The 26,279-nt window shown below is 76.9% G+C and carries 18 protein-coding genes; 12 read left to right on the top strand and 6 right to left on the bottom strand.

Annotated features, from left to right (window positions below; all coding sequences use genetic code 11):
• The first annotated feature begins 43 nt into the window (after nucleotides 1–43).
• The 8 genes from A2CP1_RS14670 (at nucleotide 44) to prfB (ending at nucleotide 10,888) form a co-directional block, all read left to right on the top strand.
• Nucleotides 44–2,212, top strand: coding sequence for a tetratricopeptide repeat protein (locus A2CP1_RS14670; RefSeq protein ID WP_012633989.1), 2,169 nt, complete (start codon nucleotides 44–46; stop codon nucleotides 2,210–2,212).
• A gap of 3 nt (nucleotides 2,213–2,215) precedes the next feature.
• Nucleotides 2,216–3,412: a DUF4388 domain-containing protein gene (locus tag A2CP1_RS14665; RefSeq protein WP_012633988.1), complete on the top strand. Its 1,197-nt coding sequence runs from the start codon at nucleotides 2,216–2,218 to the stop codon at nucleotides 3,410–3,412.
• A 111-nt stretch (nucleotides 3,413–3,523) separates the two neighbouring features.
• The gene (locus tag A2CP1_RS14660; protein WP_012633987.1) at nucleotides 3,524–4,603 is read left to right on the top strand and encodes a PhoH family protein; all 1,080 of its coding nucleotides are present in this window, start codon (nucleotides 3,524–3,526) and stop codon (nucleotides 4,601–4,603) included.
• Between the two features lie 191 nt (nucleotides 4,604–4,794).
• Nucleotides 4,795–7,044 (top strand): HD family phosphohydrolase, encoded by a 2,250-nt coding sequence (locus A2CP1_RS14655; RefSeq protein ID WP_012633986.1) that lies wholly within the window; start codon nucleotides 4,795–4,797, stop codon nucleotides 7,042–7,044.
• Nucleotides 7,041–7,622, top strand: a complete 582-nt coding sequence (gene ybeY / locus A2CP1_RS14650; RefSeq protein ID WP_041450520.1) for an rRNA maturation RNase YbeY — start codon at nucleotides 7,041–7,043, stop codon at nucleotides 7,620–7,622. Before A2CP1_RS14655 ends, ybeY begins: the two co-directional genes overlap by 4 nt.
• Nucleotides 7,523–7,900 (top strand): hypothetical protein, encoded by a 378-nt coding sequence (locus A2CP1_RS14645; protein WP_012526815.1) that lies wholly within the window; start codon nucleotides 7,523–7,525, stop codon nucleotides 7,898–7,900. Before ybeY ends, A2CP1_RS14645 begins: the two co-directional genes overlap by 100 nt.
• A gap of 70 nt (nucleotides 7,901–7,970) precedes the next feature.
• Nucleotides 7,971–9,743: an apolipoprotein N-acyltransferase gene (gene lnt, locus A2CP1_RS14640; protein ID WP_012633985.1), complete on the top strand. Its 1,773-nt coding sequence runs from the start codon at nucleotides 7,971–7,973 to the stop codon at nucleotides 9,741–9,743.
• 25 nt (nucleotides 9,744–9,768) lie between these two features.
• Nucleotides 9,769–10,888, top strand: a protein-coding gene (gene prfB / locus A2CP1_RS14635; protein WP_245529788.1) for a peptide chain release factor 2 whose coding sequence is annotated in 2 segments (ribosomal slippage) — nucleotides 9,769–9,837 and nucleotides 9,839–10,888 — 1,119 coding nt in all. Because the reading frame shifts where the segments join, the coding sequence is not laid out codon by codon here.
• 16 nt (nucleotides 10,889–10,904) lie between these two features.
• Here the strand turns inward: prfB and A2CP1_RS14630 are convergent.
• From A2CP1_RS14630 to pdo, 4 genes are all read right to left on the bottom strand, one after another.
• Complete coding sequence (locus A2CP1_RS14630) at nucleotides 10,905–11,795, bottom strand: PilZ domain-containing protein (protein ID WP_012633983.1); 891 nt, start codon at nucleotides 11,793–11,795, stop codon at nucleotides 10,905–10,907.
• The gene (locus tag A2CP1_RS14625; RefSeq protein ID WP_012526811.1) at nucleotides 11,792–12,904 is read right to left on the bottom strand and encodes a type IV pilus twitching motility protein PilT; all 1,113 of its coding nucleotides are present in this window, start codon (nucleotides 12,902–12,904) and stop codon (nucleotides 11,792–11,794) included. Before A2CP1_RS14625 ends, A2CP1_RS14630 begins: the two co-directional genes overlap by 4 nt.
• 67 nt (nucleotides 12,905–12,971) lie before the next feature.
• On the bottom strand, nucleotides 12,972–14,699 hold the full coding sequence (locus tag A2CP1_RS14620; RefSeq protein WP_012633982.1) for an Ig-like domain-containing protein: 1,728 nt from the start codon (nucleotides 14,697–14,699) through the stop codon (nucleotides 12,972–12,974).
• A gap of 189 nt (nucleotides 14,700–14,888) precedes the next feature.
• Nucleotides 14,889–15,560, bottom strand: a complete 672-nt coding sequence (gene pdo, locus A2CP1_RS14610; RefSeq protein WP_012633981.1) for a protein disulfide oxidoreductase — start codon at nucleotides 15,558–15,560, stop codon at nucleotides 14,889–14,891.
• Between the two features lie 120 nt (nucleotides 15,561–15,680).
• Between pdo and A2CP1_RS14605 the strand changes: the two genes are divergently transcribed.
• The 3 genes from A2CP1_RS14605 (at nucleotide 15,681) to A2CP1_RS14595 (ending at nucleotide 20,572) form a co-directional block, all read left to right on the top strand.
• Nucleotides 15,681–16,757, top strand: a complete 1,077-nt coding sequence (locus A2CP1_RS14605) for a glycosyltransferase (protein ID WP_012633980.1) — start codon at nucleotides 15,681–15,683, stop codon at nucleotides 16,755–16,757.
• Nucleotides 16,736–18,991, top strand: coding sequence for an amylo-alpha-1,6-glucosidase (locus A2CP1_RS14600; RefSeq protein WP_012633979.1), 2,256 nt, complete (start codon nucleotides 16,736–16,738; stop codon nucleotides 18,989–18,991). The genes A2CP1_RS14605 and A2CP1_RS14600 overlap by 22 nt, the downstream gene beginning before the upstream one ends.
• Before the next feature lie 660 nt (nucleotides 18,992–19,651).
• Nucleotides 19,652–20,572: an AAA family ATPase gene (locus A2CP1_RS14595; protein ID WP_012633978.1), complete on the top strand. Its 921-nt coding sequence runs from the start codon at nucleotides 19,652–19,654 to the stop codon at nucleotides 20,570–20,572.
• A gap of 2 nt (nucleotides 20,573–20,574) precedes the next feature.
• Here A2CP1_RS14595 and A2CP1_RS14590 read toward each other — a convergent pair whose 3' ends face one another.
• Nucleotides 20,575–21,303, bottom strand: a complete 729-nt coding sequence (locus A2CP1_RS14590; protein ID WP_012633977.1) for a metallophosphoesterase family protein — start codon at nucleotides 21,301–21,303, stop codon at nucleotides 20,575–20,577.
• 65 nt (nucleotides 21,304–21,368) lie between these two features.
• Nucleotides 21,369–21,983, bottom strand: a complete 615-nt coding sequence (locus A2CP1_RS14585; protein ID WP_245529787.1) for a hypothetical protein — start codon at nucleotides 21,981–21,983, stop codon at nucleotides 21,369–21,371.
• Nucleotides 21,984–22,182: 199 nt separating this feature from the next.
• Between A2CP1_RS14585 and A2CP1_RS14580 the strand changes: the two genes are divergently transcribed.
• Entirely contained in the window at nucleotides 22,183–26,262 is a 4,080-nt protein-coding gene (locus A2CP1_RS14580) for a response regulator (protein ID WP_012633975.1), read from the top strand.
• Nucleotides 26,263–26,279: the final 17 nt, after the last annotated feature.

Genomic DNA, 26,279 nt, shown 5'->3' with positions numbered 1-26,279 from the left:
TCTTCTTAGCGCGGGACCGGGCGTGCTAGCATCCCGTTCTCGCGTGTCCACCCGCGGTACCGCCCTCCCGACCCTGTTCGCCGTGCTGGCCGCGCTGGCCGCGGCCGCGCCGGCGTGCCCACGCGCGCAGGTGGCGGCGCCGCGGATGGTGGAGGACGGCGACGACGCCGCGCCCGAGCCGGCGCCGCCCGCGCAGGCGCCCGCCGCGCCGGCGCCCGCACCTGCACCCACGTCCGCCGCCTCCGTGCGCGAGGCCGCCCCTGCCGCGCGCCAGGCCGCGCCCTCGCCCGCCGCCGCGCCTCCCGGCGGCGAGCCCGTCGCCGCCGCCCCCTCCACCGTGCCCGCCCCCGCGCCGGCGTCCGCGTCGGCCTCCGCATCGGCTCCCGCATCGCCCGCGCTGGCGCGGCCCATCGCGCCGGTCCGCGCCACCTGGGACGGCCTGCTCGCGGCCTGGTCCGACCGGCGCGGCGCGCTCCGCGAGGCCGACCCGGCGCGGGCCGACGCCGCGCAGCGGGCGCTGCTCGCCGCCCAGCGCGACCTCGCGATCGAGAACCTGGTCCCCATGGCCGTCGCCGAGGTGCGCGAGTCGCGGCGCGCGCTCGCCGCGAACCTGCCCGCCGAGGCGCTCGCGCGCGCCGAGGCCGCCAGCGCGCTCGCGCCGGACCTGCCCGACGGCCACCTCGCCCGCGCCCGGGCGCTGTTCGCGCGCGAGCCGGGGCGGCCCGGCCCGGTGCTGGCGGCGCTCGGCGACGCGCTCGCGGCCGCCGCCCGCGAGCCGCACACCGCGCGCGCGTTCGAGGGGGACCTGTTCGCCGCGGCGTTCGCGGCGGTGCTCGCCGCCGCGGCCGCGGTGGTGCTGGTGCTGCTCGCCCGGTCGCTCCGCCTCTTCCTGCACGACTTCCACCACCTGCCGCTCCTGCGCGGCTCCGCGCCGGTGCAGACCGGGTTCCTGGCGCTGGTGCTGATCGCCATGCCCGCGGCGTTCGGGCTGGGCGCCGCGGCGGTGCTCGCGGCCGCGGCGCTGGTGGCCTGGCCGTACCTCGCGAACCGCGAGCGGCTGGTGGTGACCGCCGCGCTCGGCGCGGTGCTCGCCATGCCGTGGGCCGCCGGCGAGGTGGCGCGGCTCACCGCCTGGACCGGGAGCGTGGCCGAGCGCGTGTACGAGCTCGAGCACGGCGCGGTGAGCGACGCCGAGGCCGCGCAGCTGGAGGCGTGGGCCCCGGAGTCGCCCGCGCCCGGGCCGGTGCTGGCGGCGCTGGGCCGGCACGCCAAGCGGCGCGGCGATCTCGACCGGGCGCTGCGGCTGTACCGCGAGGCGGCCGCGGCCGACCCGCGCGCGCCGGAGCTCTCGGTGAACGTGGGGAACGTGCTGTTCCTGCAAGGCGACCTGGACGGCGCCAAGGCCGCCTACCTCGCGGCGCAGGATCAGGCCGGCGGCGACCTGGTGGTGCTCGGCGCGGCGCACTACGGCCTCTCCAAGCTCTACCTGCGCACCTCCGAGATGGACAAGAGCGCGGCCGCCCGCGACAAGGCCGAGCACGAGGCCGGCGAGTACCTGCGCCGCCACGGCTCCGACGACGAGTTCACCGCCAACCACTACCTGGTGGACGTCCCGGTCCCGCCGGCGCGCATCGCGGCGCTCGCCACCAGCGACGGGACGCCCGAGGCGGTGCGGCGCTGGGTGCGCGCGCGGCTGATGGGCGCGCTGCCGGCGGCGGCCTGGCCCTGGGGCGGCGCGGGCTTCCTCGCGGCGCTCTGGGCGCTCGCGCTGCTGCTCCGCCGCCTGGGGCCGTCGCGCGCCTGCGCCCGCTGCGGGCGGCCGGCCTGCCGCCGCTGCGACGGCGGCGACGGCGAGGAGTGCGGCCAGTGCGTGAACGTGTTCGCGCGCAAGGGCGTGGTGGACGCGCGCGACCGGCTGCGGAAGGAGGCGCAGGTCCGGCGCCACGAGCGGCTGGCGCGGTTCGTCACCCGCGCGCTCTCGGTGGCCGGCGCCGGCGCGGCGCAGGTCGTCGCCGGCGCGCCGGTGCGGGGCGCGCTCCTGCTCGCGGCGGTGCTGTTCCCGGTGTTCGTGATCGGGCTCTGGCGCGGGGTCATGCCGCCCCCGTACCCCTCGCCCTACGTGCTCGCGGGCAAGCTCGCCGTCGCCGTTCCCCTGGGCGTGATCGCCTGGACGCTCGCGGTGCGCGACGCGTTCCGCCGGACCCGGAGCTGACCGATGGCGCTCACCGGCACGCTCAAGGACTTCGGGATCGCCGAGATCCTCCAGCTCATCGGCCAGCAGGCCAAGAGCGGCGTGCTCCACCTCGAGTCCCGCGACGACGAGATCCACATCGCGCTCGCCGACGGGAACGTGGTCCGGGCCGAGTCGGCCGGGCGCAAGGCGCGCGAGCGGCTCGGCAACATGCTGGTGCGCGCCGAGGTCATCTCCAAGGAGGAGCTGGAGCAGGGCCTGGAGGTCCAGAAGCGCACGCTGCGACGCCTGGGAGACATCCTGGTGGAGCTGGGCTTCGTCTCGCAGCAGGACCTGCGCGAGATGACGGCGCTGCAGACCACCGAGACCGTCTACCAGCTGTTCCGCTGGAAGAGCGGCACCTACGCGTTCGAGCCGGGCGAGGTGGAGTGGGATCGCGAGACCGTCTCGCCGCTGCGCGCCGAGTCGGTGCTGATGGAGGGGTTCCGCCGGGTGGACGAGTGGCCGATGATCCGCAAGCGGATCCCGTCCACGGCCATGACGTTCGAGCGCCGCCGGGCGCTCGACCCGGACGCGCCCGCCGCGCCGAGGCGCGGCGGCGACGACGTGGACGACGCGTTCGACGCGCTCGGAGAGGAGCCCACCGAGCGCCGCGGCGAGTTCGCCTCGCTCGGTGCGAACGAGCGGCGGGTGTTCGCGCTCGCCATCCCGGGCCGCACCGTCGAGCGGCTCGTGGATCTCTCGCGCCTGGGCGAGTTCGAGACCTGCAAGGCGCTCACGAACCTGCTCAACCTCGGCTACCTCGAGGCGGTCGCCCCCGCCAGCCGGGCCAAGGCGGCGGTCGGCGCCTACGCGCAGGACTGGCAGGCCCGGCTCCGGGCCGGCGCGCTGAGCGTGCTGGCCACGGTCGCGATCGCGGCGGCGCTGGCCGGGATCGCGTACTGGGTGGACGAGCGCGGCCTGGCGTGGGGCGAGCCCGCCGGCGCGGCGCGCGTGCGGGACAACGCCGCGGAGCGGTTCCTCGCGCGCTACCAGCTCGAGCGGCTGCGCGGCGCGCTGGAGGTGTACCGCCTCGAGAAGGGTGAGTACCCGGCGGCGCTCGGGACGCTGGTCGAGGCCGGCCTGGTGGACGCGCGCGACCTGCGCCACCCGTGGGCGGAGCCCTACCACTACCGGCGCACGCAAGCGGGGCGCTTCGTGCTCCTGCCTCCCGTGGAGTAGGGCGCGCCCATCCTCCGCTGCCGCGCGACGGGGCGTAGATTATGGGTGCCCCCGCGGGGCGAGCGCCGTCCAGGCGGACGGCGGCACGGACAACCGACGTAAGGAGCATCCTTGGGTCAAAGCGCGGCGGAACCCCTCAAGACGGCCAGGCTCGAGTTTCCCGACAACGACAAGGTCCGCGCCCTGTGCGGCGCGCACAACGAGCACCTCAAGCTCGTGGAGCGCCGGCTCGGGGTCCAGCTCGGGCTGCGCGGCGGCCAGGTGGTGATCGCCGCGCCCGAGGAGGCGCGGGTGCACCTGGCCGAGTCGCTGGTGAAGGAGCTCTACGAGCTCGTCGAGGCGGGGTATCCGCTGTACCTCGAGGACGTCGACCAGGCGACGAAGCTCGCGGTTCAGGGCGTCCCGCTGAAGGAGATCTTCGGCGACACGGTCTTCGTCTCCTCGCGCCACCGCATCATCACGCCCAAGGGGCTCGCGCAGAAGCGCTACATCCAGGCCATCCGCGACGACGACATCGTGTTCGGGGTGGGGCCGGCCGGCACCGGCAAGACGTACCTCGCCATGGCGATGGCGGTGGCGTACCTGGTCGAGCGGCGGGTGAAGCGGATCGTGCTGACGCGGCCCGCGGTGGAGGCCGGCGAGCGGCTCGGGTTCCTGCCCGGCGACATCGCCGAGAAGGTGAACCCGTACCTGCGGCCGCTGCACGACGCGCTGTTCGACATGGTGGACTACGAGAAGGCGACCGCCTTCATCGAGCGCGGCACCGTGGAGGTGGCGCCGCTCGCGTTCATGCGCGGCCGCACGCTGAACGACGCGTTCATCATCCTCGACGAGGCCCAGAACACCACCGCCGAGCAGATGAAGATGTTCCTGACACGCCTCGGCTACGGCTCGAAGGCGGTCATCACCGGCGACGTGACGCAGGTGGACCTGCCGAGCGGCCGCGGCTCCGGCCTGGTGGAGGTGCAGAAGGTCCTCCGCGGCGTGGAGGGCGTCTCGTTCTGCATGTTCTCCGAGGTCGACGTGGTCCGGCACCCGCTGGTCCAGGAGGTGGTGCGGGCCTACGACGCCTTCGAGGCGGAGCGGCGCGCCCGCACCGAGTCCGCCCGGACGGAGAAGGGCCGGCCGGGCGGGGGCACGGACGCCGGGGGGACCGACGCCGGGGGAGGGGAGCCCGGCGCGGAAGGGTAGCCCCGGAAGCGTCCGCCATCGATCCGCGGAGGGGCGGCACCTCGCCGCGTGTTCAGGGGGAAGCCCCGGTTCTCCGTTGCGCTCCTCCCACCCCGGTGCGACTCTCGCACGCCGTGTCCGGTCCCCCCTCTGACACACCCGCCGCCGGCGGCCCTCCCGCCGCCGACCGCGTCGACTGGCCCGGCCGGCTGATGCGCGCGCTGCTCGTCGCCGCGGTCGCCGCGGCGGCCGGCTGGCTGCTCGCCCCGTCGGCCGCGCACCGGCTCCCCGGCCCGGACGCGCTCGGTACGCCCGCCCCCGCGACCATCAAGGCCGATCGCGACTACGACATCGTGGACGAGGAGGCGACCGCCCGGCGCCGCGCCGAGACCGCCGCGGCGGAGCGCCCGGTCTACCACCAGGACGCGGGGGCCGCCGACGAGGCGGTCGCGCGGGTGCACGCCGCCTTCGAGCTGATGCGCGACGAGGAGCGGGCGCTGCGGGAGGACGGCCGCGGCCCGCGGGAGGCGGCCGTCCTGGAGCGGCGCTACGCCGCGCAGCGCGCCGCGTTCGTCGCGCGGCTCCAGGTGCTCGTGCGCGACGGCGATCTGGCCGCCCTCGGCACGACCCGGTTCACCGAGGCGGTGGAGCGCCAGCTCGCCGAGCTGGCGCGGGGCGCGCTGGCCGGGATGGTGATCGAGGACCGCAAGCTCCTCCCGGCCGCCCCCGACGCCGGCTTCGTGGTCCGCACCTTCCGCGGCGGCCGCCCGGAGGGCGAGCAGCCGTTCGCGGACGCCGCCCAGGTCCGCGACGTGGCCGAGGCGCGCGAGGAGGTGGCCCGCACCGCGGCCGCGCGGCTGGAGAAGGAGCCCGCGGCGGTGCGCGCGGCGCTGGCGCGCACCGCGGAGGCGATGGTGCGCCCGACGCTGGTCTACGACCAGGCCGAGACCGAGCGCCGGCGCTACGACGCGGCCGCGCGGGTGAAGCCGGTGGCCATCCCGGTGAAGCGCGGCGAGAAGATCATCGGGGACGGCGAGCGGATCGAGAAGCGCCACCTGCTGGTGTTCGACGGCATCCGCGCGCAGCGCAAGGGCGAGGACCTGGGCAGCGTCCGGGCGGGCGGCGCCGCCGTGGTGGCGCTGCTCGTGTCGCTGCTCTGGCGCTTCGCGCGCCGGAACGTGGCGCGCTTCCGGCCGGCGCGCCGCGACGCGCTGCTGCTCTCGCTCCTGTACCTGGGCTCGCTGGCGGCGGGCTTCCTGGGCTTCGCGGTGATGGACGCGCTCCACGAGCGCTTCCCCTACGTCCCTGCCGCCGCGCTGCAGTACCTGGTGCCGTTCGCGGCGGGCGCGATGATCGTCCGGCAGGTGCTGGCGGCGGAGACCGCGCTCCTGTTCGCGCTGGCCATGGGGCTCGCGGCCGGGCTGCTCGCCGGGCAGTCGCTCGCCTTCGCGCTGTTCGCGACGCTCACCTCGGTCGCGGCGGCGGGCCTGGTGCGCAACAACCGCGATCGGGCCGGGCTGTTCCGCGCCGGCCTGGGGGTGGGGCTGGTCGGCGCCGCGGTGGTCGCGGCGCTCGGGCTCTACGCCGGCCGCGCCGGCGCCGAGGTGCTGCTCTCGGCCGTCGGGGCGCTGGTGGGCGGCGCGGTGCTGCTGCCGGTCGCGGTGGTGGGGCTGCTGCCGGTGGTGGAGGGCGTCTTCGGCTACGTCACCGACGTGAAGCTGCTCGAGCTCGCCAACCTGAACCACCCGGCGCTGAAGGAGCTCATCGTCCAGTCGCCCGGCACGTACCACCACTCCATCCTTATGGGCTCGCTGGTGGAGGCCGGGGCGCAGGCGATCGGCGCGAACCCGCTGCTGGCGCGGGTGTGCGCCTACTACCACGACCTCGGGAAGATCCGGAACCCGCTCTACTTCGCGGAGAACCAGCGCGGGGGCGAGAACCGCCACGACGCGCTCGCGCCCTCCATGAGCGCGCTGATCGTGAAGCGCCACGTGACCGACGGCCTGGAGCTGGCGCGGCACTGGCGCCTGCCGCGGGTGGTCCAGGACGCCATCGCGCAGCACCACGGGACGCGGCACGTCGGCTACTTCTGGGGAAAGGCGCAGCGCCTGGCCGAGGAGGGCGGGGGCCGTGGCGCGCTCGACGAGGCCCTGTTCCGCTACCCCGGCCCGAGGCCGCAGACGCGCGAGGCGGCGCTCGTCATGATCGCCGACGCGTGCGAGGCCTCGGCGCGCGCGCTGGAGGACCCCACCGCCGACTCGCTCCGCGCGCTGGTCGCCAAGCGGATCAACGAGGTGTTCGGGGAGGGGCAGCTCGACGAGTGCGCGCTGACGCTGCGCGACCTGAACGCCATCTCCGGCGCGATGGTGCGGGCGCTCGAGGCCATCTACCACACGCGCCCCGAGTACCCGGACCGGCGCCGCGACGAGGGGCCGGCGGTGCACCTGGTGGCCAAGCCGTGATCGTCCGCCTGACCTCCGAGCACCGCGACGGCGCCCGCGCCGCCCGGCGCCTCCGCGCTCGCGCGGCCGCGTTCCTCGCCGCCCTGGGGCGCGACGATGCCGAGCTCTCCATCCTGCTCGTGACCGACCGGCGCATCCGCGCGCTCAACCGCGAGTGGCGGGACAAGGACCAGGCCACCGACGTGCTGTCGTTCCCGATATCGGAGCCGCCGGGCGCTGGGGCGCTGCTGGGGGACGTGGTAATCTCGCTCGACACCGCCGCGCGGAGGGCGCGGTCCGAGGGTCGGCGGGTGGGCGCCGAGCTGGACCGCTACCTCGCGCACGGGATCCTGCACCTGCTCGGCTACGACCACGAGCGGCCCGCGGACGCCCGGGCGATGGCGGAGAAGGAAGCGGAGCTCGCGCGGGCGGAGGGGCTCGTCGGGGCGGCGCTCCGCGAAGGCCGGCGCGAGGGGCGCGCCGGCAGGGCAAAGGACCGATGGACCCGTTCGCCGACATCGATCTCGACTCCGAGTCGGTCTGGCTCGACGGCGCGTGGTTCACGCGCGAGGACCTCGCGCGCCGGATCAAGGACATGATCGAGGCGGGCGACTTCCGCGTGTCGCGCCCCAGCCAGGCGCTGGAGCGGCTGGAGGCGGCGCTGGCCCAGGCGCGGGTGGTGCCGGTCCGCATGCCCGCCGACCTCGCCGAGGCCATGACCGCCACCGCGTCGCGGCTCGGCCGGCCGGTCGGCCACCTGGTGCGCGAGGCGGTGGCGTACTACCTCGCCGCCGCCGAGGCCTACGGCGCCGCGCAGGCGCAGCAGGCGGAGGCGCCGGACGGCCCGGAGGGCGGGGCCGGCGGGAAGGTCCGCTGACCGGACGCGCCCGGTCGGCCGGCGCCAGGCTCCCCGGTGCCGCGGCGCCGTGCCGCCGCAGGAACGCTCGATGACGCGCCTCGTCCCCTACCTCCTCGCGATCGCCTCCGGGCTCGCGCTCGCGCTGGCGCTGCCGCTGGTGGTGCCGTTCCTCTCGATCCGGGAGGTGGACCCGGCCGGCTGGCTGGAGCTCCTCGCCTGGGTGGCGCTCGTGCCCGCGTTCGTGGCGCTGCGGCGCGCGCGGGGGGCGTGGCAGGCGGCGCGCCTCGGCCTCGCGGGCGGCCTCGCCTACTTCTTCGCCGCCATCTACTGGGTCTCGCACGCGATGACCGCGTTCGGCGGCCTGTCGCTCGCCTTCTCGGTGTTCGCGCTGTCGCTGCTGGTGCTGTACATGGCGGCGCACTGGGCCGCGGCGTTCGCGGTCGCGCAGCGCATCCGCGCGCGGCTGGGCTGGCCGGCCTGGGCGGTGCTCCCGCCGGTGTGGGTCGCGTTCGAGCTGTCGCGCAACTACCTGTTCTCCGGGTTCCCGTGGGCGAACGTGGGCTACACCCAGGCGCGCACGCCGGCGGTGGCGCAGCTCGCGGCCGCGACCGGCGTGTACGGGATCGCGGCGCTGGTGGTGCTGGTGAACGCGGTGCTGGCGGAGGCGCTCGAGGCCCGGCGCGAGCGGCGGCCGCTCCCGCGGCGGGCGCTGGCCGGGACCGCGGCGCTGGTCGCGGCGGTGGTGGCGGGCGGCGCGCTGCGGGTGCGCGCGGTGCGCGCCGAGGCCGCCGCGGCGCCGTCGATCACGGTCGGCGTGGTCCAGCCGAACGTGGACCAGTCGGTGAAGAACGCGGCGCGCAACCACCGCGCGCAGATCCTGGCGCGGCTGGTGCCGCCCACGCTGGAGGCAGACCGCGCCGGCGCCGACCTGGTGGCGTGGCCCGAGGCGGCCTACCCACTGTACGTGGCGCCCGACGTCCGGAGCTTCGCGACGCCCGCCGCCGGGCTGCCGCCGCTCGAGCGCGCGCACGTGCTGCTCGGGGCGACCACGGTGGAGTGGACCCGCGGGGCGAACGGCGAACGCGTCCCGCGGGTCGGCAACGCGCAGTTCATGGTCTCGCCCGGGCGGCAGGTCCTGGGGAAGTACCTGAAGCACCACCTCGTGCCGTTCGGCGAGTACGTGCCGCTGCAGCGCTGGCTGCCGTTCGTGGGTCACCTCGTGCCGAGCCTCGCGCCGGCCGAGCCGGGCCGCGAGCTCACCGTGCTCGAGTTCCCGCTCGCCACCGCGCCGGCCGCCGGGCCCGCGCTCGCCTCGGCCGTCCCGGGCGCGCCCGCCGAGGGGGACGACGCGCCGCCTCCCGCGTCCGCCGGGCCGGTCCGCGTCGCGCCCATGATCTGCTACGACGCGATCTTCCCGGAGATCAACGTGGCGTTCGCGCGCGGCGAGCCGGAGCCCGAGCTCCTGGTGAACCCCACCAACGACGCCTGGTACGGCTACTCGTCCGGCCCGTACCAGTTCCTCGCCATCGTTCGCATGCGCGCGGTCGAGGCGCGCCGCGCGGTGGTCCGACCCGCCTATGCCGGCGTGTCGGCGGTGATCCTGCCCACCGGCGAGCTGGCGCCGGGCGCGCTCGACGTCGGTCCGGTGGATCCCGATCTCGCGCCGGACCCGCAGGAGCCGGCGCGGCTGCTGCTCGCCCGCGTCCCGCGGTTGCGGGGGCGCACGCTCTACACTACAGTCGGCGACCTCTTCGCCTGGGCCAGCGCGCTCGTCGCCGCCGCCGCCCTGGCGGCCACCCACCCCGCGCTCGCCCGTCGCGTGCGCCGGGAGGGCCGGGACGGCCGGAGCGCCGCCGCGTAGCGAAGGAACCCGGAGGACCCGAGCCATGGCTTCCCCCACCGCCGAGCGCATCGCCGAGCTCTCCCGCCGCCTGGAGGCGCTCCGGGGGTCGCTTTGACGTCGAGCGGAAGGAGCTGAGGGTCGCGGAGATCTCGAAGCTCTCCGAGGACCCGGCGTTCTGGACCGACAACGTCAAGGCCCAGGCGCTGCTGAAGGAGAAGGCCCAGCTCGAGCAGGTGACCCAGGCCTGCGCCGCGGTCCGCCGCGCGCTCGACGACGCGCAGGCGCTGTGCGAGCTCGCCGAGGAGGCGCGCGACGAGGCCACCCGCGCCGAGGCGGCCGAGGCCGCCGAGGCGGTGGGCCGCCAGCTCGAGGGGCTCGAGCTGCAGAAGATGCTCTCCGGCCCGCACGACGCGGCCGGCGCCATCGTCGAGGTGAAGAGCGGCGCGGGCGGCGTGGAGGCGATGGACTGGGCCGCCATGCTGTACCGGATGTACGTGCGCTACTGCGAGCGGCGCGGCTGGGAGGTCGAGCCGGCCGACCTGGTCGCGGGCGAGGAGGCCGGGATCAGCTCCGCCTCGTTCATCGTCCGCGGCGATCACCCCTACGGCTGGCTGAAGGCCGAGAAGGGCGTGCACCGGCTGGTCCGCATCAGCCCGTTCGACCAGAACGCGCGCCGCCAGACCAGCTTCGCGGCGGTGGACGTGACCCCGGAGATCGAGGACGACATCGTCATCGACATCAAGGAGGCCGACGTCCGCATCGACACGTACCGGTCGTCGGGCGCCGGCGGCCAGAAGGTGAACAAGACCGACTCCGCGGTGCGCATGACGCACCTGCCCACCGGCATCGTGGTGGCGGTGCAGAACGAGCGCAGCCAGCAGAAGAACCGCAGCGTGGCCTGGAAGATCCTGCGCGCCAAGCTCTACGACCTCGAGGAGAAGAAGCGCGCGGCGGCCCGCGACGCCGCCGAGGCGCTGAAGAAGGACATCGACTTCGGCTCGCAGATCCGCAGCTACGTGCTGCAGCCCTACCAGATGGTGAAGGACCTGCGCACCGGGGTGGAGACGGGCAAGGTGGACGACGTCCTGGACGGCGACCTCGACCCGTTCATCCAGCCCTACCTGATGGGCGTGCGGCGCACCGACCGCGCCGTGGACGAGTGACCCGGGCGGCGCGCCGCTACCGCGGCGTGTAGACGATGGGCTGGCGCGCGAGCGTGAAGCGGTCGATGGCGTCCATCGCCCAGCCCGGCAGCGCGAGCAGCTTCACGCCGCAGCCGGAGGGCTGCCGGCCGGTGGTGGCGCTCTTCTCGCGCACGAACGCGACCTCGCCCTCGAGGTCCAGCTTGCGCCCGTCGGCCAGGCCGAGCCGCACCTGCAGCCGGGTGCCGACCGCCGGGGGCAGCGCCGTGGCGATGAACACCCCGCCGGAGTCCACCCGGCGCGTCGCGCCCACGTAGAAGTTGTGCTCCGAGACCAGGCTGACGTTCACCTCGACCCGGGTGACGGTGGGGCGGGCCTTCGGCTCGTCCTCCAGCTCCTCGTCGATGAGGGCCATCAGGTCCACCGACGGCGCGCGCGGCCGGGACAGGGGTGGATCCGGGACGAGCACGGACGAGGCCGCGCGCAGCACGTCGGCAGGCGTCGCCCCGGCGGGCGGCGGGTGCGGCGGGGCAGGGGGCGGGGCGCTGCCCGGCGGCCGCTCCATGACGACGAGCGGGCGCGAGAGCACCTCGGCGCGCGCCAGCGCGCGCTCCGCGCCCGCGACCGCCGCGAGCGGCTCCACGATCTCGCGCGACGGCGCGACCATCACCACCCGCACCCCGACGCGGGCGGCGCTGGCGGCGGTGGTGAGCGCGGCTCCCCAGGTGCCGTCCGGCACCGCCGGGAGCAGCAGCACCACGGTGTGCGGCGCGGCGGCGCGCACGAACGACTCGAGCTCCCCGGGGCCGGGGAGGCAATAGACCGCGTGCCCCGCACGCTCGAGGTGCAGGTGCAGCGCGATGGAGACGTCGGCGTCCGAGCCCACCACCAGAACGCGCGACGCCGCTGGGGCGCCGGCGGCGATCACGCGGGGCGGCCTCCGGTCTCCATCATGATCCGCCGCTCCAGGTCGGCCCGGTGCGTCGCGTTCGCGAGCGCGGTGTCGAGCCCGATGCGCTTCGCCTCGTGCAGCCGGTACAGGTACTGATCGAAGCTGTGCATGCCCAGGTCGGCGCCGGCGGTGTCCATGTACGTGCGCAGCTCGTTGACCTTGGAGCCGTCGCGGATCAGCTCGCGCACGCTGGTGGTGGCGAGCAGCGACTCGACCCCGGGGATGAGCCCGGTGGCGTCGGCGCGCATGAGCAGCCGGAGCGCGATGACCGCCTGCAGGTTGTCGGCGAGCCGCGCCCGGACGCTGTCCTGCTCGTCGGCCGGGAACAGGCCCACGATGCGCCCGACCGCGCGGGGCACGTCGGGCGTGTGCAGCGAGGTGATGACGAGGTGGCCGGTCTCCGCCGCCTTCAGGCAGATGTCGGCGGCCTCGCGGTCGCGCAGCTCGCCCACCATGATGATGTCGGGGTCCTGCCGGAGCGCGGCGCGCAGCGCGTCGCTGTAGCTGGCCGTGTCCGATCCGACCTCGCGCTGGATCACGAGGCCCTTGCCGCCGGCGAAGATGAACTCGATCGGATCCTCGACCGTGACGACGTGCAGCCGCTCCTGCTGGATGATCGTGTTGATGATGCTGGCGATGGTGGTGGACTTGCCGTTGCCCGTGGCGCCGGTCACGCAGATGAGCCCGCGGCGCGCCTCGGCGATGGTGCGGATGACGGGCGGCAGGTTCAGCGTGTCGAAGTCCGGGATCTGGAACGGGATGGTGCGCATCACCGCGCCCCAGCTCCCGCGCTGCTTGAAGATGGACGCGCGGAAGCGCGACACCCCGGGCAGCGAGTAGCTGCGGTCCACCTCGCGGAAGTCGAGCGGCGTGAACCCCGAACCCGGGGCCTGGAGGACGAAGTTCGCGATCGCCTCCGTGTCCGCGTGCGTCAGCGGCGGGTACTTCGCGGCCAGCAGCTCCCCGAACACCCGGTAGGTGGGGGGGTAGCCCACCTCGAAGTGCACGTCGCTCGCCTGGCGCTTCACGGCGAGCTGCAGGAACGAGTGGAACAGCTCCTCGCTGAGCGGACCCTGTCCTTCCATAAGACGGTGAGTCTAGCGTCAACCGGAGGGCGCGGCCAGCAAGGTCGCGGGCCGCGCCCCCGCTTCCTCACCGGACGGTGCCGTCGACGCGGCCCTTCCTGCCGGCGCGGTTCGCCTGGACGGTCACCGCCCCGGCCCGCAGCCCGGTCACCACGCCGGCCCGGGAGACGGTCGCGATCGACTTCGTGCCGGAGCTCCAGACGCTCTGCCGCGTGACGTCGAGCGTGCTCCCGTCGCTGAACGTGCCGGTGGCGGTGAGCTGCGCCGTTCCGCCCACCCCCACGTCGAACGGGGAGGGTGACACCGCCACCGAGACGAGCCGGGCCGAGCCCACCGTCAGCGTCGCCTCGCCGGTCACGCCGCCGAGCGCCGCCGAGATCCGGGCGGTCCCGGGCGCCACGCCGCTGGCCGCGCCCGCGCCGGTCCCGGTGGCCACCACCGTCGCGACCGCCGGGTCGGCGCTGATCCAGACGGCGCTGCCTGTGAGCTCGTGCGACGAGCCGTCGCTGTAGGTGCCGGTCGCCTGGAACCGGACCTGGTAGCCCGCGGGCACCGACGCGGCGCCGGGCGTCACCGCGATGGACCGCAGCGCCGCCGCGCGGACGGTCACCGCGGCCGAGGCGGTCCGGCCGAACAGCGTCGCGCTGACGGTGGCGTCGCCGGCCGAGAGCGCGCTGACGAGCCCCTCGCTCCCGGGCGCGTTGGATGGCGCCGCCACCGCCGCGGCGGAGGACACCCACGCCACCTGCGCCGTCAGGTCCTGGGTCGAGCCGTCGGAGAACGTGCCGGTCGCGGTGAGCGGTCCGGAGAGGCCCACCGGCAGGTCGAGCGCGGCCGGGGACACCGCGAGCCCGGTCAGCCCGGCCGCGGTGACCGTCACCGCCGCCGCGCTGGTGAGGCCGCCGAACGCCGCCGTGACGGTCGCGGTGCCCTCGGCGGCCCCGGTGACCACCACGCCCTCGAGGCCGGGCGCGGAGAGCGTCACCTCCGGCCCGCTCGTGTCCCAGGCCGCCTGCGCGGTGAGGTCCGCGGACGTGCCGTCGGAGTAGGTCCCGAGCGCGGTGAACGCGGTCGAGGTGCCGCGGGCCAGGGTGGCGGCGCCCGGGTACACGTCGAGCGACTCGAGCGTGGCGGCGGTCACGCTGACCGTGGTGGCGCCGCTCACCCCCGCCAGCGTGGCCGAGACGGACGCGTCGCCGGTGGCGACCGGCTGCACCAGGCCGGGCGACGGCACGGCCGCGACCGCCGGGGCGGCGCTCTCCCAGGCCGCCTCCGCGGTCACGTCGCGCGCGCTGCCGTCCGAGAACAGGCCGGTCGCGGCGAGCTGCAGGTCGGCGCCGAGCGGCAGGCTCGGGAACGGCGGGGTCACGACGATCGACCGGAGGACGGCCGAGGTGACCGTCACCTCGCTGGCGCCGTGCAGCCCGGACCAGCGCGCCCTCAGCGTCGCCGCGCCGGGCGCGACGCCGGTGACCTCGCCGGCCACCACCGAGGCCGTGGCCGGCGCCGAGGACTCCCAGGCGGCGGTGGCGGTGACGTCCCGCTTCGAGCCGTCGGAGAAGGTGGCGATCGCGATGAGCCTCTCGGTGAAGCCGGTCGCGAGCGTGGCGGCCGCCGGCGACACCGAGAGCGACCGCGGGACCGGCGTGCCACCGGCGGGCTCCTGCGGCGCGGACGGCGCGGACGGCGCGGTCGCGCCGCCGCCGGACGAGCAGGCCGCGAGGGCCGCGGCGGCGAGCGCGAGCGTGGCGAGGCGCGCGACGTGCGCGCGCCGGAAGGCGGACTTCGGCTGCATGGATCCCCCGATCCGTGCGCCCGGCGCCCGGGTCCCCCGACCCGGCGCGACGAGGCGTGCAGGGGATGCTGCCAGGGGGGCGATCGCCTGGCCACCCGCGCGACCGCGCGACGCGCGATCGCGGCACGCACCAAGGCGGCACGCGCGAGGGTGCGCGAGCGTCGCGCCGCGGGCGCCGTCCTCGGCCGGTCAGGCCGGCACGCCGGCCGCCCGGAGCACGTGCGCCACGAACTCGTCCTCCGGGACGGCGCCGACGAACTCCTCGACGTCGTTCACGATCGTCTTGGGCACGCCCATGACCTGGTACCGCGCCGCGAGGTCGGGGAACTCCTGGGCCTCGATGGCGTCGGCGACGACGTGGGCGCTCTCCACCGCGATGGCATGGGCCAGACCGGCCGCCTGGGGGCAGTACGGTCAAGTGGGCGTGAAGAACACCTTGATGTGCACCGGCCGTGAGATCCGGGCGAGCGCCTCGCGCGAGGCGGGCGACAGCCCGGACTCGCCGCGCGACACGTCGATGATGCCGTTCACGAGGTTCGGGAACTCGTGGCCGGCGGGCGCCCCGAGGTAGCGCACGCGCCCGCGCGCCGCGCCGGAGAGGAGCGTGAGCGGACCGGCCTCGTCCGTCGCCAGCCCGAGCGCCTCGCGCTGTTCGGGGGTGGGCAGGTCGAGGTACTCGAACGCGAGCTTGGGCGACAGCGCCGCCACCTCCTCCAGCAGCTGGCGGATCTGCGGGGTGAGATCCCGCGCCGGCGGGGCGAGGGCGCTCGGGCCGACGAGCGTCAGCTTGACGTCGCCCTGCAGCGCGCCTTCCAGCTCCGCGCGGATCTGCTCCGCGTCGTCCTTCCCGATGAGCGCCATGCGGCCTCCGCGCGGCCTCCGGGCCGCGAGCGTCCATACCTAGCGCCGGGCCGGCGCCGGCGCACGCGCCCGGGCGCTCGGCGGTGGTCCGCGCCGGGCGCCGGTCCTAGCTTTGACATCGTGCACGTCGCGATCGTCTCGACTCCCTTCGTGGCGGTGCCTCCCCCGGCCTACGGTGGGACCGAGCTGGTGGTGGACGCGCTGGCCCGCGCGCTGGTGCGGGCGGGGCACCGGGTGGCGGTGTTCGCGACCGGCGACTCCCGGGTTCCCGGGCTCCGCGCGACCTTCGAGGCGCCGGTCTGGCCGCCCGAGCCCTACGCCGAGCTGCTCCACTGCCGCTTCGCCGCGGCGGAGATCGCCCGCGGCGGCTTCGACGTGGTGCACGCGCACCTCCCGGCCATGCTCGCGTTCGCCGGGGCGCTGCCCGCGCCGGTCGTCTACACCCTGCACCACGCGCCCGACCCGGCGCTCGCGCGCTTCTACGCGCGCGTCCCGGCGGTGCTGCGCGTCGCCATCTCGCGGCGGCAGGCCGAGCTGTCCTCGCCGCCGGCGCACCGCGTGATCCACCACGGGCTCGACCCGGTCCTCTACCCCGACGTGCGCGAGGGCGACGGCGGCGGCGGCGCGTTCTTCCTGGGACGGCTCTCCTGGTGCAAGGCGCCCGAGGTGGCGGTCGAGGCGGCGCGGCGGGCGGGCCTGCGCATCGACGTGGCCGGCGACGTGCACGGGGAGGACGATCACCCGGAGGCCTGGGACGAGGAGGTGCTCTCGCCGTCGCTGGCGGCGCCGCACGTCTCCTGGACGCGGCGCGCCGGCCTCGCCGACAAGCGGCGCCTGCTGGCCCGGGCCCGCGCGCTGCTCGTGCCGCTGCGATGGGAGGAGCCGTTCGGGCTGGTGATGATCGAGGCGCTGCTGGCGGGCTGCCCGGTGGTGGCGTTCCCGCTCGGTGCCGCGCCGGAGATCGTGGTGGACGGGGCCGACGGGTTCCTGGTGCGCAGCGCGGCGGAGATGGCGGCGGCGCTCGGGCGCGCGGCGCGGCTCGATCGGCGGGAGATCCAGCGGCGGGCGCGCGAGCGGTTCTCGGCGGACCGGATGGCGGCGGACTACGTCGCGGCGTACCGGGCCGCCGCGGCGCGCGCGGAGCCGGCGGTGCCCGCCGTGGGCGAGGGGGGAGAGTGGACGACGGTCGCACCGTGATGGCACGCCCGGAGGAGCTGCTCGGCTACGCCGACCCGTCCGACCGCCCGGAGGCGACCGGCGTCGACAAGCTCGTGCTGAAGCGCGGCAACCTGTTCCTGGTCGCCAACCGGCTCGGGGACGTGATGCCCGCCGGCGCGCGGGACCTCGGCCTGTTCCTCACCGACACCCGGCACCTGTCCGCCTGGCGCATGTCGGTGTCCGGCGGGCCGCTGCTCTGCCTGTCGTCGCAGGTCTCGTCGGACTACGTGGCCCAGGTGGACTTCACCGTCACCAGCCTGCACGAGGGCGACCTGCTCGGCCGCGAGCCGCTCAACTACGTCCACCTGCGCCGGGACATGCTCATCGACGACGTGCTGGTGGACCGCCTGGTGCTCACCAACTTCCAGGGCAAGGCGGTGGACGCGTGGATCGCGCTGGAGTGGGCGGCCGACTTCGCGGACGTGTTCGAGATCCGGGGCGCCCGCCGCCGCGAGCGCGGCACCTACCACGCGCCGCGGGTGGAGCGGGACCAGGTGGTGCTGCGCTACGACGGCCGCGACGGCCGGCGCTACGCCACCGAGGTGCGGATCCGCGGCGTGGGGGCGGACGGGGCGCCGGCGGCGCTCGCCTCCCTGGACGCCCGGGGCGCCCGCGTGAGGCTGCACCTCGAGCCGGCCGAGCACGTCGAGGTCCACTTCGCGGTGGCGGCCGGCATCGAGCGCGGGGCGCCGGGGCGGGCCCGCGGGCTCGACGAGGAGCGGCCGGTGCCGCCGCCGGCGCCGCGGTCGTTCGGCGCCCGGGCGTCGTGCACGCGCGAGGCGTACTCGGCGTACGCCGCGCAGGCCACCCGGTTCGTCGCCTCGAACGACCTCTTCACCTCGGCGCTCGAGCAGGCGGTCGCGGACCTGAAGGCGCTCACGGTCTACCACTTCGGCGCGCCGGTCATCTCCGCGGGCATCCCCTGGTACACCTGCCCGTTCGGCCGCGACGCGCTCATCGCGGGGTACGAGGCGCTCGCCGCGCAGCCCGAGGTGGCGCGCGACGCGCTCCGGTTCCTGGCGCGGCTGCAGGGCGAGCGCGACGACCCGAGCCGCGACGAGGAGCCCGGCAAGATCCCGCACGAGATCCGCTTCGGCGAGATGGCCGCGGCCGGCGAGGTGCCGCACACGCCGTACTACGGCTCGGTGGACGCGACGCCGCTGTTCCTGGTGCTGCTCTCCGAGTACGACCTGTGGACCGACGACCACGAGACGGTGGAGGCGCTGCTCCCCGCGGCGGAGCGCGCGCTCGCGTGGATGGATCGCTGGGCGGACCCCGACGACGACGGGCTGGTGGAGTACCAGCGGCGCACGCAGCAGGGGCTGCGCAACCAGGGCTGGAAGGACAGCCACGACGGCGTGCCGTTCGCGGACGGCACGCCGGCCGAGCCCCCCATCGCGCTGGTGGAGGTGCAGGGCTACTGCATCGACGCGCGCCGGCGCATGGCGGCGCTGCTCCGGCGCCGGGGGCGGCGCTCCGAGGCGCAGGCGCTGGTGACGGCGGCGCGGCTGCACGCGGAGCGGCTGGAGGAGCGCTTCTGGATGGAGCGCAAGGGCACCTACGCGATCGCGCTCGACCGCGACGAGCGCCAGGTGGACGCGGTGACCTCCAACCCGGGGCACCTGCTGTTCTCGGGCGCCATCTCCGACGCGCGCGCGCACCAGGTGGCGGCGTCGCTGCTCGGGCGCGAGTCGTGGAGCGGGTGGGGCATCCGGACGCTCGCGGCCGGCCAGCGCGCCTACAACCCGCTCAGCTACCACGACGGCACCGTGTGGCCCCATGACAACGCGCTCTGCGCCATGGGCATGGCCGCCTACGGCATGACGCGGCAGGCGGGGCAGGTGCTGACCGGGCTCTGGGACGCGGCGCAGCACTTCCGCCAGCTCCGCATGCCCGAGCTGTTCTGCGGCCTGTCGCGCTCGGCGGGGCAGTTCCCGGTGAGCTACCCGGTGGCCTGCTCGCCGCAGGCGTGGTCCTCGGCGGCGTGGTTCCTGCTCGTGCGGGCCGTGCTCGGCCTGCAGGCGGACGCGCCGCGCCGGACGCTGCGCGTGGTGCAGCCCTGGCTGCCGCCCTGGCTGGACGAGCTGGTGCTGCACGGGCTCCGCGTCGGACCCGCCCGGGTGAGCCTGCGCTTCACCCGAGGCAAGGCGAACGCGTTCGCCGAGGTGCTGGAGATCCAGGGGGGCGACCTGAAGGTGCGGATCGAGGTCTGACAGCGCCTCCCGTTCGCGTGGGGCCCGTCGCGAGGCACACGATGGCATCGCCGAGCCGGGCACACGAGGACCGAGCAGCGCAGGCGTGCCCGTCGGCACGTCGAGCAGCGCAGGGACGAGTCTGCCCGGCGCAGGCAGCCAGCGTGCGCCGCAGCAGGGCTCCACGCGAATGGGCGGCGCTATGAGCCGGCCGGTCCGCATCGCCGCAGGGTCGGGGACATGAAGCGGGCCGCGCTCGCGCGCGGCCCCGCCGGCGCACCCGCGCCGGGCACCACCCCAGCAATGTCCGCCGCGCGTCCCGCAGGACGGCTGCGGCGGTGGAGAGGATCGAGCGGCCGGCCTCGCTTCGATCAGGACGTGCGACGGGAGGCGGGCCCCGCGCTTCGAGCGTTTGGCGGGAGCTGCGTGATGGCGGGGTCCATGGCCGGCCTCCGGCGGGACTCGCGCTTCCCAGCTACAATCCGCGTGCCGCGGCTCGCCGGGCGGCCGCGTCCGTGAAATCCGGCGATTGCGCACGCCCGGGCCGGGACGGGGCTGTAATTCGGTGCGTCGCAGGCGACAGGAGGGTCCGGCGCCGAAGGCAGGAAGGCGTTCGGCTCGCCCCGCCCCCGCCGCGGGGTTAGGCTTGGCGGGCCGCCCGGGCGCGGCGGCGGAGGGGCGATGTTCGGATCGGTCGACGAGGTGTCCGCGAAGCTGGCCGAGGCGGGGTACCTGCCCTCGCGCGAGATCGCGACGGCGGTCTACCTGGCCGACCGGCTCGAGAAGCCCGTCCTGGTCGAGGGCCCCGCCGGCGTGGGCAAGACCGAGCTGGCGCACGCGTTCGCGCGGGCGGCCGGCCGCATCGTGATCCGGCTGCAGTGCTACGAGGGGCTGGACGAGTCCAAGGCGCTGTACGAGTGGGAGTACGCGAAGCAGCTCCTGTACACGCAGCTCCTCAAGGACCGGATCGGCGCCGCGGTGGACGGCGCCGGCAGCCTCGCCGAGGCGGCCGACCGGATCGCCGGAGAGGGGAACGTGTTCTTCAGCGAGCGGTTCCTCGTGCCGCGCCCGGTGCTGCGCGCGCTCACGAGCGACCGCCCGGCGCTGCTCCTGGTGGACGAGATCGACAAGGCCGATCCGGAGTTCGAGGCCTTCCTGCTGGAGGTGCTGTCGGACTGGGCGGTGACCGTGCCGGAGCTCGGGACCGTCCGCGCGCGCCAGGTCCCGCGGGTGGTGCTCACCTCCAACGCGGCCCGCGATCTCTCCGACGCGCTGAAGCGGCGCTGCCTCCACCTGTTCATCGACTTCCCGACGCGCGAGCGCGAGCTGGCCATCGTGCGCGCCCGCGCGCCGGAGGCCTCCGAGGCGCTGGCGCGCTCCGTGGTGGCGACCGTCCAGAAGCTCCGCACGCTGGACCTGAAGAAGGCGCCGTCGATCTCGGAGACGCTGGACTGGGTGCGGGCGCTCGCGATCCTGAACGCGGAGCGGCTCGACGCCGCGCTGCTCGACCAGACGCTCAACCTCGCGCTCAAGTACGAGGCCGACGTGGCGGTCGCGCGCGAGCGCAAGGGCGAGCTCGCCGCCGCGGCGCAGCTGGGCTAGCCTCAATCATCCTGCTCGGGCGTCGCCTTCCGCTGGCGCGAGGGCACCTGGATGCGCTCGCCGCCCGGCAGCGCGAGCGCGGTGAGCCTCCCGCCGTACACGCACCCGGTGTCGATGCCGACGCACCGGACGCCGGGGGCCGGCTCGTCCACCACCACCTCGTCGCGCGCGTGGTGCCCGTAGACCACCGAGCTCGGCCCGGTCCACCGCTCCGCCCAGCGCACCACGCCCGGCTCGCCGCCGTGCTCCCGCGACACCGGCTTGCCGGTGGCGTCGAGGAAGCGCAGCCGGATGAGCCAGTCCGGCGGCTGGCGCGAAAGCGGGCGGCCCGGCAGCAGCCCGCCGTGGACCGCGACCCATCCGCCGTCGAGCCGGAGCGCGCGCGGCAGCGCGGCCATCCAGGCCAGGTCGTCGGGCGAGAGCCGCAGGTGCTCCTCGGTGCGCCGGGGGTCGAGCCGGACGGGGTTCCGGTGGCGCGGGTCCTCGCGGCGCCGTGCCTCGTGCGCCGCGTAGCGGAGGTGCTTCTCCTCGTGGTTGCCGAGCAGGCAGTCGGCGCCGAGCGCGCGGACGCGCCGGACCACGCCCACCGGGTCCGGGCCGCGGTCCACCAGGTCGCCGAGGAACACCAGCCGATCGCGCATCGGCTCGTACCGCGCGGCCGCGAGCAGGTCCTCGAGCTCCCCCAGGCAGCCGTGCACGTCGCCGACGACGAGAGTGCGCGAGGGGGCCATGGCGGGCGCAGTGTACCCCGCGGAAGGGCGGTGCCGCGAAAGGACTCCACGCGAACGAGGCGCCATCAGCGCTGCGGCCCGGCCCGGCCCTGGACCGAGGTGGCGCGTGCGGGGCGGGGGTCGAAGCTGCCCGGGGACGGCGGGGGATCGAACCAGCCGCCGTAGCGGACGTCGATGACCTCGTCGTCGAGGGTGCCCCCCGCGCTGCGGGCGGCGATCCGCCACTCGCCCGCCACGCGGGCGACCAGGTACTCGCTCACCGAGCTCGCGAGCGAGCGGGCGCTCGCGCCGCGCCACCAGCGCTCCCGGACCGTCACCACCGCCGTGCCGCGCGGGGCCCGCCGCACCGCCAGGAGCTGGAAGGACTCGAGCACCGTGCCGCGCGCGGCGTCGGCCCACGGTGCGAGCGGGTGAGACCCTCCCGCCGCGGTGGCGCGGTCGGCGTCGTCGAGGGCGCGCGGGGCGGTGAGCGCGCGCGCCCGGGCGTAGCTGCCCGGGGGCGGCGCGCCGGCGCGCCCGCGGACGGCCGGGGCGCGGGGCCCGGCCAGGCGCACCGCATCGAGATATCGGAGCACGCAGCGGGCCGGCCCGCGCAGGAGGTTCTCCGGGGGCGCGTCCGGGGCGGGCGCGGCGGGGCCCGCGGCGGCGGCGGCGGCGAGGAGCAGCGGGAGGAGGGGCATCGGCGGGAGCGGGCGCAGCAGCGCCGGCGCCGACACGTTCGGTCCACCCCAGGGCGGCGGCAATCCCGCTCCCCGCCGCGGCCGACCCGGCCGGCGTGGCTCCGATGTGCGCGGATTCCGCGGGAAGACCGATGCCTAGATTGACGCGGGGGCAGGTTACACTCGGCCGCCCGGAGCGGGAGCCCTCCCGCGGTCCACCATGGAACCCACGAAGCGCGTCCTCATCGTCGAGCCCGACCACGCGTTCGCGCTGTCCCTGGCGTCGCTCTTCCACGAGGACGGGTGCATCACCCGCCTCGCGGCCAGCGCCGCCGAGGCGGAGCTGGAGGTCGCGTCGCACCGGCCCGACCTGTGCGTGGTGCGCGCCGAGCTCCCCGACCTGTCGGGCTTCTCGCTCTGCGCGCAGCTCCGGCACGACCGCGCCACCGCGCGCCTGCCGGTGATCCTGTACGCGTCGGAGACGGCGCCCGAGGCGCTGGCCGAGCACGCGCGCACGCCGTGGGCCGCGAACGGCTACCTGGCGATGCCGCTCGACACCGAGGCGCTCCGCAAGCTCGCCGGCGGGATCCTGGCGGCCGCCGAGCCCGAGCCGGAGAGCGCCGACGACGCGGTGCTGCCGGACGACGAGGTGCAGGCGCTCGACGCCGAGCTGGAGGCGGCCCTCGATCCGGAGGCGCGCGCCGCCGGTCCCGCGCCCGAGGGCGGCGCCGACGCGGCCCCCGACGCCGCCGCCGCGCCGCCGCCCCCGCCGACCGCGGAGGCCCCGCCGCCGGTGCCGCGGAAGCCGCTGCGCTCCACGGTGACGGACGAGGACCGGCTGTTCGTGGACCGCGTCTTCCAGTCGATCTCGGAGCGCCGGGAGGACCTGCTGGCCGACGCGCACCGGCGCCGGCCCCCGCCGCGGCGCGAGCTGCTGCAGACGCCGGAGGGCAGGGCCGAGCTGCTGCGCGAGGACCTGCGCTGGCGCGAGGCGCAGCTGGCCCGGCTGGGCGAGATCTGGGCGGTGCGCGAGCGCGAGCTGGCCTCGTTCGACGCCCGCATGCACGAGCGCGATGTGGAGGTGCAGGCCGCGAAGCTGCAGGTCGAGGACCTGCTGCGGCGGCTCGCCGAGGCGCGCGACCTGTTCGTGGAGAAGGAGCGCGAGTTCGGCGCCTCCATCGACGGGTTGCTGCTGGAGAAGTTCGGGCAGGAGAAGGAGCTCATCGAGGTCGTCGCCGGCAGCGAGCGGCGCATCCACGAGCTGGAGCGCGAGGTGCGGCGCCGGGACGACGACCTGGCGCACCGCAAGGTCGCGCTGGACCGCGCGCAGGAGGAGATCGTCCGGATGGACCGGGCGGCGCGCGCGGAGGCGGCCCGGGCCGAGGCGCGCGAGCGCGAGCTGCAGGACGAGATCTCCCGCCGGACCGAGGAGGTCGCGGCCGCCGACGAGGCGCTCGCGCAGGCGCGGCGCGCGGCGGAGGACGCGGCGCGCGAGGCCGCGGCGCGGCTGGAGGAGCAGACCGCGGCGCGCCGCGCGCTGGAGGAGGAGCTGGCGCGGGTGCAGCAGGAGGCCGCCGCGAGCGAGGGCGACCACGAGCGTCGGCACGCCGAGGCTGCGGCGCGCGAGGCGGCGCTCGGCGCCGAGCGCGATCGGCTCCGCACCGACTCGGAGCGCGACCGGGCGGCGCTGGAGGCGCGGCTGCAGGCGGCGGAGGCCGCCACCGCCGAGGTCGAGGCGGAGCGCGACCGCGCCCAGGAGGCCGCGCGCGACAGCGAGGCGGCGCTGCAGGCGCGCATCGACGAGCGCGAGGACGCGATCCGCGAGCGCGAGCAGCGGCTGCGCCTGCTCGACGAGGAGTACAAGCGCTTCCGGGACACCGCCCGCGGCCGCGAGGAGGACCTCGGCCGGGAGATCCAGGACCACCTGCAGCAGATCGGGTCGCTGGAGGGCGAGATCGAGGGGCTGGCGCGCGAGCTGGCCGAGCGCGAGGAGGAGGCGCGCGCCGAGGCCGAGGCGCTGCGGGCCGACCTCGAGGCGGAGCGCGCCGCGGCCCGGGCCGCCGCCGCCGAGGCTGCGCGGGAGGCGGCGGAGCGCCTGGAGGCCGCCGAGGCTGCCGGCGCCGCCGCGGCGCGCGAGCGCGACCGGGCCAGGGAGGAGGCGGCGGCCGTCGGCCGCGCGCTGGCGGCGACGCGCGAGGAGGCGGCGGCCCGGGAGGCGGCGCTCACCGAGGAGCGCGACGCGCTGCGGTCCGAGGCGGAGCGCCAGCGCGGACTGGCGGAGGGCGCGGGCCGCGAGCGGGACGCGCTCCGGGCGGCGCTGTCGGCGCGCGAGGAGGCGCTCGCGGCCGAGGCCGGGCGGGCGCGCGAGGCGGCCGCGGCGCGCGACGCCGCCCGCGCCGAGGCGCGCGCGCTGGAGGAGCGGCGCGCGGAGCTCGCGGCGGCGCTGGCGGAGACCGAGGCCCGGGCGCGCAGCGCCGAGGACACGGTGGTCGCGGCGCGGGAGGAGATCGCCCGCGCCACGGCGAGCGCCGCCGGTGAGGCGTCGGCCGCCGCGGCCCGCGAGGCGGCGCTCACGGCCCGCGAGGCGGAGGCGCGCGCCCGCGGCGAGGCGCTCGAGGCCGAGCTGGCCGAGGCGCGGGCGGCGTTCGAGGCCGGGCGGGCGGAGTCGGCCCGCGAGGCCGACGCGCTCCGGGCCGCCGCGGCGCAGGCGGAGGCCGCGCGCGACGAGGCGCGCCGGCAGGCGCAGCGGCGCGAGGGCGAGCTGGGCACGGAGCTGGCTGCGCGCGCGGAGGCGAGCCGGAGGGCGGAGGCGCGCGCGGAGGCCGCCGAGGCCGAGGCCGCGGCGCGCGCCGATCGCGCGGCGGCGCTGCAGCGCGAGCTGGCCGAGGCGCGCGAGGTGCGCGAGGCGCTCTCCCGCGAGATGGAGCGGAAGGTCGCCGAGCTGGGCGCCGGGCTGGAGGCGCAGGGCGGCCTGCTCGCGGCCGCGTCGAGCGAGGCGGACCGGCTGCAGGGCGAGCTCTCGGCGGCGCGGCAGGCCGCGGCGGCGCGCGAGGCCGAGCTGGCCGGCGAGGCCGGGCGCGCCGCGGCACGCGCCGAGGAGCTGGCCGCGCTGCTCGCGGACGCGTCGCGGGAGCGCGACGAGGCGAGGACGCAGCGCGACGCGCTCGCCGCGGAGCTGGAGGCCGCGGGCGCCGAGCGCGGGGGCCTGCGGGAGGACCTGCGGCGGGCGGAGGCGGCGCGGCAGGCGGCCGACGTCGAGCGGGTGCGCCTGGAGGCGGAGCTGACGCGCGCGGCGGCCGAGCGCGCCGAGGGCGAGGAGCGGTCCCGGGCGCGGGCGGCGGCGCTGGAGGCCGAGCACGCGCGCCGCGAGGACGAGCTGCTCTCCGAGCTGGCGCGCAAGACCGAGGCCGCCGAGGCGCTGCACGCGCGCTTCGAGGAGCTGTCGCGCGAGCGCGCCCGCCGCGAGGAGGACCTGCAGGCCGAGCTGACCGCGCGGGCCGAGGGGCTCCGCGCCGCCGAGCGGCGGGAGCGCGCCGCGGCCGAGGAGGCCACGGCGCGGGCCGAGGAGGACCGGCGGCGGATCGCGGAGGCCGACGAGCGCGCGACCTCGGCCGCGGCCGGGCGCGACGCGGCGGAGCGGGCGCTGGAGGAGGCGGAGCGGCGGGCAGAGCAGGGCGCCGCCGAGCGCGCCGCCGCGGCGGAGCGGGCCGAGCGCGCGGAGCGGCGCGCGGGCGAGCTGGACCAGTCGCTGGCCGCGGCGCTGCGCGAGCGGCAGCGCGTCGAGGCCGAGCTGCTCGGCCGGCTCACGCGCACCGAGGCCCGGGCGGCCGAGCTGAAGGTCCGGGCCGAGCAGGCGGCGCGCGAGGCCGCCGGCGCCCAGGCCGGGCGCGCGCGGGTGCTGGAGCTGGAGGCGGCGCTCGCCGCCGCGGGCCAGGCGCGGGCGCGGGCCGAGAAGGACCTGGCGGCGCGGGCGGCCGCGGCGGAGGCGCGGGCGGCGGAGGCGGCCCGGAGGCTGGATCAGCTCGGCGCCGAGCGGCGCGAGGCGGAGGGGCGCGCCGCGCGCGCGGTCGAGGAGGCGCAGGCGCGCTTCCGCGAGGAGCTGCAGCGGCGCGACCAGGCGCGCGCCCAGGAGCTGTCGCGCCTGCAGGCGGCGCTGCAGGAGCGGGCGCGGCGGGAGAAGGCGCTGGAGCTCGAGGTCGCGCGGCTGCGCGGCGGCCGGAACGTGGCCTCCCCGGCGGCCCCCGGCGTCGCGACCGCGGAGGCCGGGCCGGCCGCCGCGGTGAAGGATCCGGTCAAGTAGCGGACGCAGCCCGGCGC

It is taken from the genome of Anaeromyxobacter dehalogenans 2CP-1, assembly GCF_000022145.1.
GTDB classification, from domain to species: Bacteria; Myxococcota; Myxococcia; order Myxococcales; family Anaeromyxobacteraceae; genus Anaeromyxobacter; species Anaeromyxobacter dehalogenans.
This window is presented reverse-complemented; position numbering and strand designations above follow the sequence as displayed.

Bases quoted from the DNA above. Each gene is read 5' to 3' on its own strand.
- A2CP1_RS14665 (WP_012633988.1), top strand. From the start codon at position 2,216: ATGGCGCTCACCGGCACGCTCAAGGACTTCGGGATCGCCGAGATCCTC.
- A2CP1_RS14655 (WP_012633986.1), top strand. From the start codon at position 4,795: ATGCGCGCGCTGCTCGTCGCCGCGGTCGCCGCGGCGGCCGGCTGGCTG.
- A2CP1_RS14645 (WP_012526815.1), top strand. From the start codon at position 7,523: ATGGACCCGTTCGCCGACATCGATCTCGACTCCGAGTCGGTCTGGCTC.
- lnt (WP_012633985.1), top strand. From the start codon at position 7,971: ATGACGCGCCTCGTCCCCTACCTCCTCGCGATCGCCTCCGGGCTCGCG.
- A2CP1_RS14625 (WP_012526811.1), bottom strand. From the start codon at position 12,904: ATGGAAGGACAGGGTCCGCTCAGCGAGGAGCTGTTCCACTCGTTCCTG.
- A2CP1_RS14620 (WP_012633982.1), bottom strand. From the start codon at position 14,699: ATGCAGCCGAAGTCCGCCTTCCGGCGCGCGCACGTCGCGCGCCTCGCC.
- A2CP1_RS14595 (WP_012633978.1), top strand. From the start codon at position 19,652: ATGTTCGGATCGGTCGACGAGGTGTCCGCGAAGCTGGCCGAGGCGGGG.
- A2CP1_RS14590 (WP_012633977.1), bottom strand. From the start codon at position 21,303: ATGGCCCCCTCGCGCACTCTCGTCGTCGGCGACGTGCACGGCTGCCTG.
- A2CP1_RS14585 (WP_245529787.1), bottom strand. From the start codon at position 21,983: ATGCCCCTCCTCCCGCTGCTCCTCGCCGCCGCCGCCGCCGCGGGCCCC.
- A2CP1_RS14580 (WP_012633975.1), top strand. From the start codon at position 22,183: ATGGAACCCACGAAGCGCGTCCTCATCGTCGAGCCCGACCACGCGTTC.